Annotated in this window: 5 protein-coding genes; 3 read left to right on the top strand and 2 right to left on the bottom strand. The window is 65.5% G+C overall.

The features are described from left to right. Nucleotides 1-175: 175 nt before the first annotated feature. A complete protein-coding gene (locus tag RMO81_RS07395; RefSeq protein WP_310475168.1) occupies nt 176-2,131 on the bottom strand; it encodes a hypothetical protein in 1,956 nt (651 codons plus the stop codon). Nucleotides 2,132-2,290: 159 nt separating this feature from the next. Between RMO81_RS07395 and RMO81_RS07390 the strand changes: the two genes are divergently transcribed. The 3 genes from RMO81_RS07390 (at nt 2,291) to RMO81_RS07380 (ending at nt 5,246) form a co-directional block, all read left to right on the top strand. Next, complete coding sequence (locus tag RMO81_RS07390) at nt 2,291-4,291, top strand: TIR domain-containing protein (RefSeq protein ID WP_310475167.1); 2,001 nt, start codon at nt 2,291-2,293, stop codon at nt 4,289-4,291. Nucleotides 4,292-4,404: 113 nt separating this feature from the next. Beyond that, a complete protein-coding gene (locus tag RMO81_RS07385; protein ID WP_310475166.1) occupies nt 4,405-4,674 on the top strand; it encodes a hypothetical protein in 270 nt (89 codons plus the stop codon). Nucleotides 4,675-4,784: 110 nt separating this feature from the next. After that, complete coding sequence (locus RMO81_RS07380) at nt 4,785-5,246, top strand: Lrp/AsnC family transcriptional regulator (RefSeq protein ID WP_310475165.1); 462 nt, start codon at nt 4,785-4,787, stop codon at nt 5,244-5,246. On the opposite strand, the gene RMO81_RS07375 is transcribed toward RMO81_RS07380, so the two are convergent. Beyond that, nucleotides 5,243-5,545 (bottom strand): acyl-CoA dehydrogenase family protein (locus RMO81_RS07375; protein ID WP_310475164.1); only part of this gene is annotated, 303 nt, incomplete at its 5' end. The two genes, RMO81_RS07380 and RMO81_RS07375, sit on opposite strands and share 4 nt — an antisense overlap.

Below are 5,545 nucleotides of genomic sequence, written 5' to 3'. Positions count from 1 at the left end.
AAGCCATCAAGGCCCAGCGGGTTTTCGAAAAGATCAGCCATCGTGGATGCTCCCGGAATCAGTGCCGCCAGTATAGCGCGCCTTGCCGTCAATGTCTGTGCGAGTTGCCAGGTTGGCCCGCCGAACTGCGCACGGACTGTGCGTCAGAAACGGTTCCCGCGCACCGATCGTGCAATCACACGGGAACAGTGAACTGCTTGCCGGCAAACACCGCCTGCCAGCTTTCGATTTCGGAAACCACCACCTCTTCGGCGGCATGGGCCAGATCGGACACGCTGCCATACTCCAGCGAGCAGGCCGGCGCGCTGTGCAACAACATGGCGCGGCGGTGCAGCCGATCAAGCTTCTCGGCCGACACCCGGCTGATCGCCGCAAAGCGATCAAAATCGCCGAAATAGCGGACTCCAGCCACCGCGCCGCCGATGGTGGGGAACATCACGCCCAGAAAGGTGAACAGCTTGGCGGTCTTTTCCGCCAGCACGTCGGGCACCAGGCCAAGCGCGCCGCCCAGCCACAGCAGCAGCCACAGCGCGACGGCCACCACGGCCAACTGGAACGACACGATCGAAACGCGATCCAGCTTGTGATGCACCCGATCGAGCCGCTGCGCCTTGATGCGGTGATAGTCGCGCTGGCCGGCGATATGCGGGATCAGCAGGCCATCCAGCACGGCGCGCAGCCAATCCTGCCCGATGGCCGCCGCGGGCAACCCGGCTTCGCGCTGGGCGTGGCGGGCATGATATTCTGGCCAGGCCGCGGCTTCCCCGGCTGCACCGGATTTGGGCCAGCGCGATGGCGGCCGCGTCACCCCCAGCGCCAGCACGAACGGCGCGTGGCGCAGATATTCGGCGGCACGGCGGGTTTCAAACCAGCGATCGTGCCAATGATCGCGCTTGGCCAGCGCCGTGGTGAGCACGATCGAGCCGAGCAGCAGGAATTCCGCCAGCGCAAACAGATGTTTCCATTCCGGCCCGGCGGTGGGCAGATAGGCCATGCCGGCCATCACCGCCGCGCCCGACATCATGAAATTGGCCACCATGCCGCCGCGATACTGATCGGAAAAGCGCGTGGAAATGCCATCGGCCCAGGCAAAGCGCTGAAACACTGCCCGGCCGATGGTACGCGGCCAGGCCGGATCGGCGCCGGGCAGGCCGGTCAGCGCGGCCAGCACGGCTGCGCCGCTGCCCTTTTCGATGGCCTGCGGGCTTTCGTGCGTCATCTGCAGTGATCGCCACGGCCGTTTGGCGCCACCAAACAATGCTTCCACCCGGCGATATCCGTGAAACAGCGGCGTGGTGCGATCGCGCCAGGCCGATGCCGCCAGTGCAACAGCCGCATCTTCGTCGGCCGGATGAATGGCAGCGGCGATGGCCTTGGCCAGCAGCGCCTCGCGCCCGCTGCAGTCGGGCAGCTGGTCCAGCATTTCCAGATCGTCGACCAACCGCCACTTGTGCGGATCATGGGCGTCGATCAGCACCACCGTGGCGCCGGTGGCCAACGCGCTGGCCAGCGTGTGGCCGGTGCCGCCCACGGCATCACGGGTGGCGCCATCCCACACCGCGATGACCAGATCGGATTGTTCGATCATCACCCGCCCGGCCAACGCCACCCGCCGCGACGCGGCACTGGAATATCGCTGCGCCGCCGCCACATCGCCTGGCGCATCCGTCATGGCCAGATACAACGGTGCAATCACGGCATCGGCATCGGCCAGTTCAAACAGTCGCGCGTGGGCTGCCAGCTGGTTCAGGGTTTCAACGCGGGCGGCGGTTGCCGGTTCCAGCGCCGGCAGGCCGGCGAGCAGCCGCCTGGCATCGTCCGGGCTGGCAGGATGGGCGTTGATGGCAAGGTTGAGCGCCTGGCCGAACGGCAACGGCGACACCAGTTCCCAGCCACGTGCCAGCGCCGCAAAGGCCGCCACCTGATCCGTGCCATCGGCCAGAAGGCTGTGCAACCGCACCGGCCCGGCCGCCGCAGCGATGGCACTGCACAGTTCGTCGATCACCGCGGCAATCTGGCTGGCGTTCGCTGCATAGGCGGGATTGTTGTGGCGATGCCCCGTCACACCCACGCAAAGGATCGGCACCGGCAGCGGCGGCGGCAGCAGTTCTGGGGTGCGGGATTCAGCCATCGCGGCCAGATTCCTTTGCTTCGCAATCAAACACAACCGTGAATTTGCAAGCGGTGCGGAATTTGGCTTTCGCCCAACCATTTTGCCGTTCGCAACGCTCAAAAAATCCGGCAAGAGGGGATCGAGACACAAGCATTGGGGCTTGAGGGGTCGCAGATCATGAACGGCGAGATCGGCGAGCAAGGCAATGGCGGCGCGCCAGCCGGCGATCCGGCCCGGCAGCAGCTGTTCTTCAGCTATTCCCGCACCGATCAGAAGGCGGCGCTGCCGATGATCCGCGCGCTGGAACGGCAGGGCTATCAGGTGTGGTGGGATGGGCTGCTGGAAGGCGGCGACAATTTCCTGCCCACCACCGAAGCGGCGCTGCAGAAAGCCGATGCCGTGGTCGTGCTATGGTCGAGAACCTCGATCGACAGCCATTGGGTGCGCGATGAAGCCACGGTGGGCCGGGATCGTCGCCGGCTGGTCCCGCTGTCGATCGATGGCAGCATGCCGCCGCTGGGTTTCCGCCAGTTCCAGGTGATCGACGTTTCGAAATGGTCGGGCAAATCAGATCCGGCCGGGATCATGCGCCGCATCGTCAGCGCCATTGCCATGGTTTCGGGCGGTGGCGCACCGGCTGGTGGCCAGACCGCAAACTCACCTGGGCGCCAGCCAGCAGGCGCTGTCAGTCTGGATCGCCGCACCCTGCTGATGGGTGCCGGCGTGTTGGCTGCTGCCGGCGGCGGAGCCGTGGCATGGCGTTTGCTGCAACCCGCAGTGCCGGGCGCAGCGGCCCAGAGCATCGCCGTGCTGCCCTTCCGCAATCTTTCCGGTCGCGCCGATCAGGATTATTTTGCCGAAGGCGTGGGCGAAGAACTGCGCACCACCCTCAGCCTCAATCGGCAATTGCTGGTCAGCGGTGCCGCTTCCGTTGGCGGCTTTCGAGGCGGCGACACCGATGCGCGGCAGATCGCCCGCACACTGGGCGTTGCCAATCTGCTGTCTGGATCGGTGCAGCCGGCTGCGGGCCGGGTTCGCATCACGGCGCGGCTGGTGGATGGCAACACCGGCATCGACCGCTGGAGCCAGTCCTTTGACCGCACCATGGCCGATGTGCTGGCCGTGCAGGCCGAGATCGCCACCACGGTTGCCGACGCGTTGGTATCCACCCTGGCCAAAGACGCCAGTTGGAGCGCGCAGCGGCCGGGCAGCACCCGCAACGCCGCCGCCTTCGATGCCTATGCCAAGGGCCAGGCGCTTTATCTGGTTGGCGCCAGCAGCAAAAGCGACGCGCAGGCGTTGGCCGCTTATGACAAGGCCATCGCGCTTGATCCGGGCTATGGCGCGGCCCACGCCGCCCGTGGCCGCACGCTGGCCGCCATTGCCAACCAGGAAGCCAGCATCGCGCGCGCCACTGCCCTGCGGCAGGAAGCACAAGCCGGCGCCCGCAAGGCTATCGCGCTGGCGCCCGACATGCCCGAAGGCCATGCCGCCCTGGGCTTTGCGCTGATGAGCCAGCTCGACCTTGGCGCCGCCAAGCCAGCCTATCAGCGCAGTTTCGAACTGGGGCTGGGCAATGCATCCATCCTTTCCGCCTATGCCGAATTCTCCGCCAATATGGGTGAATTCAAGCAGGCCGATGCCGCGATACAACGCGCCAAACGGCTCGATCCGCTCAACCCGGGCTTGTTCCGCAATGCCGGCATGGTGGCCTTTGCAGCCAAGGATTACGCCGCTGCCATTACCGACCTGGAAACCGCCCTGTCACTGAACCCGCGCCTGGGCATCGCACACCGCGTGCTGGGCGACATGGCGCTGATAAAGGGCGATCTGGCCGAAGCGCGGCGCCAATTCACAGCAGAACCGAGCCGTCTTTCAAAGCTGCGCGGTTTGGCCATTGTCGATGCCAAGCTGTCGGGTCAGGCGGCCGGTGATCAGCAGATGGCCCGGTTGGTGACGGAATTTGGCGATGGCGGCCTGTATCAGCAGGCCGAAGTGCTGGCGCAGTGGGGCCGCACCGAAGCAGCGCTGAACACGCTGGAACGCGCGCTTGTCCTGCGTGATTCCGGCATGGTGCTGGTGCTGTTCGATCCCTTGCTGGATCCGCTGCGGTCGCAGCCGCGTTTCAAGGCCATCCTTGCCCGCCTTGGCCTCGAAAAGCCGGCAGCAAACGGCTGATCGGGCTTGCCGATTGACGCCTGCAAGTGCAGAATTGGCATGCGTCCTGCCATGTGAAAACATGTTGGGGGCGAGAGTGAATGGGTCGTTCCAGCCAATTTGGGGGAAACTACATGAAAAAGATGATGACGCTGGCCGGTGTTGTACTGGCCACCAGCCTGATTGCCGCCTGCGGCGAGAAGAAGGCCGAAGAAGCGCCGGCTGCTGAAGCGCCGGCCGCTGAAGCCACCACTGAAGCTGCCCCGGCCGCCGATGCGATGGCCCCGGCTGCCGATGCCGCCGCTCCTGCTGCTGATGCCATGTCGCCTGCTGCCGAAGCAGCGCCTGCCGAAGAACCCGTCGATGATCGCGGCGGCAACGACACCAGCCGCGGCGCCAAGTAACCGGCGGCGGCCGTTCTGGCTGCTGCTCTTGGCTGCGCTGGCTGGCCCCATCAAGGGCCAGCCAGCGCACGGGCCTTGCGCCAACAGGCTCAAACCCGCACAAACCATTCATGCTTGATGGTTTTGATCTGAAGATCCTGGCGCTGTGGCAACAACGCGGCGACATCGGCCCGGTGGAGATGGGCGAGGCCATCCACCTCTCCGCTTCGCAATGTTCGCGCCGGATGGCGGCGCTGAAAAAGGCCGGCCATGTGCGGGGTTTTCACGCCGTGCTCGATCCCGCGGCAGTGGGTGTTGGCCTGATGGCCTATGTGCTGCTCACCATGAAAAGCCATTCGCCCGAAGCCGCAGAAGCCTTCCGGATGCGGATCCTGGGCCTCGACGAGGTGATGGAATGCCACAAATTGACCGGGGAGGCCGATCTGATCCTGAAGGTGGCGACGCGCGATCTGGCCAGTTTCAACCAGCTTCTCTCACACCGCATCCTCGCCGCGCCGGAAGTTGCGACCGCCCGCTCCTCCATCATCCTTGATGAAGTGAAGAGCACGACGGCGCTTCCCATCCGGCTTTAGAAGAACGCCTGCAGCCCCGTCTGCGCGCGGCCCAGGATGAGCGCGTGCACGTCGTGCGTGCCTTCATAGGTGTTCACGGCTTCCAGGTTCATCACGTGGCGGATCACGCCATATTCGTCTGAAACGCCGTTGCCGCCGTGCATGTCGCGCGCCACCCGGGCGATATCGAGCGCCTTGCCGCAATTGTTGCGCTTCAGCAGCGAGATGGCTTCGGGCGCCAGGCGCTTGTCGTCCATCAGGCGGCCACCGGCCAGCGCCGCGCACAGGCCCAGCGTGATTTCGGTCTGCATGTCGGCCAG

The sequence above is a fragment of the Sandarakinorhabdus sp. genome (assembly GCF_031422795.1).
GTDB lineage: Bacteria > Pseudomonadota > Alphaproteobacteria > Sphingomonadales > Sphingomonadaceae > Sandarakinorhabdus.
This window is presented reverse-complemented; position numbering and strand designations above follow the sequence as displayed.

Coding starts and splice junctions, on each gene's coding strand:
- RMO81_RS07395 (WP_310475168.1), bottom strand. CDS start 2,131: ATGGCTGAATCCCGCACCCCAGAACTGCTGCCGCCGCCGCTGCCGGTG.
- RMO81_RS07390 (WP_310475167.1), top strand. CDS start 2,291: ATGAACGGCGAGATCGGCGAGCAAGGCAATGGCGGCGCGCCAGCCGGC.
- RMO81_RS07385 (WP_310475166.1), top strand. CDS start 4,405: ATGAAAAAGATGATGACGCTGGCCGGTGTTGTACTGGCCACCAGCCTG.
- RMO81_RS07380 (WP_310475165.1), top strand. CDS start 4,785: ATGCTTGATGGTTTTGATCTGAAGATCCTGGCGCTGTGGCAACAACGC.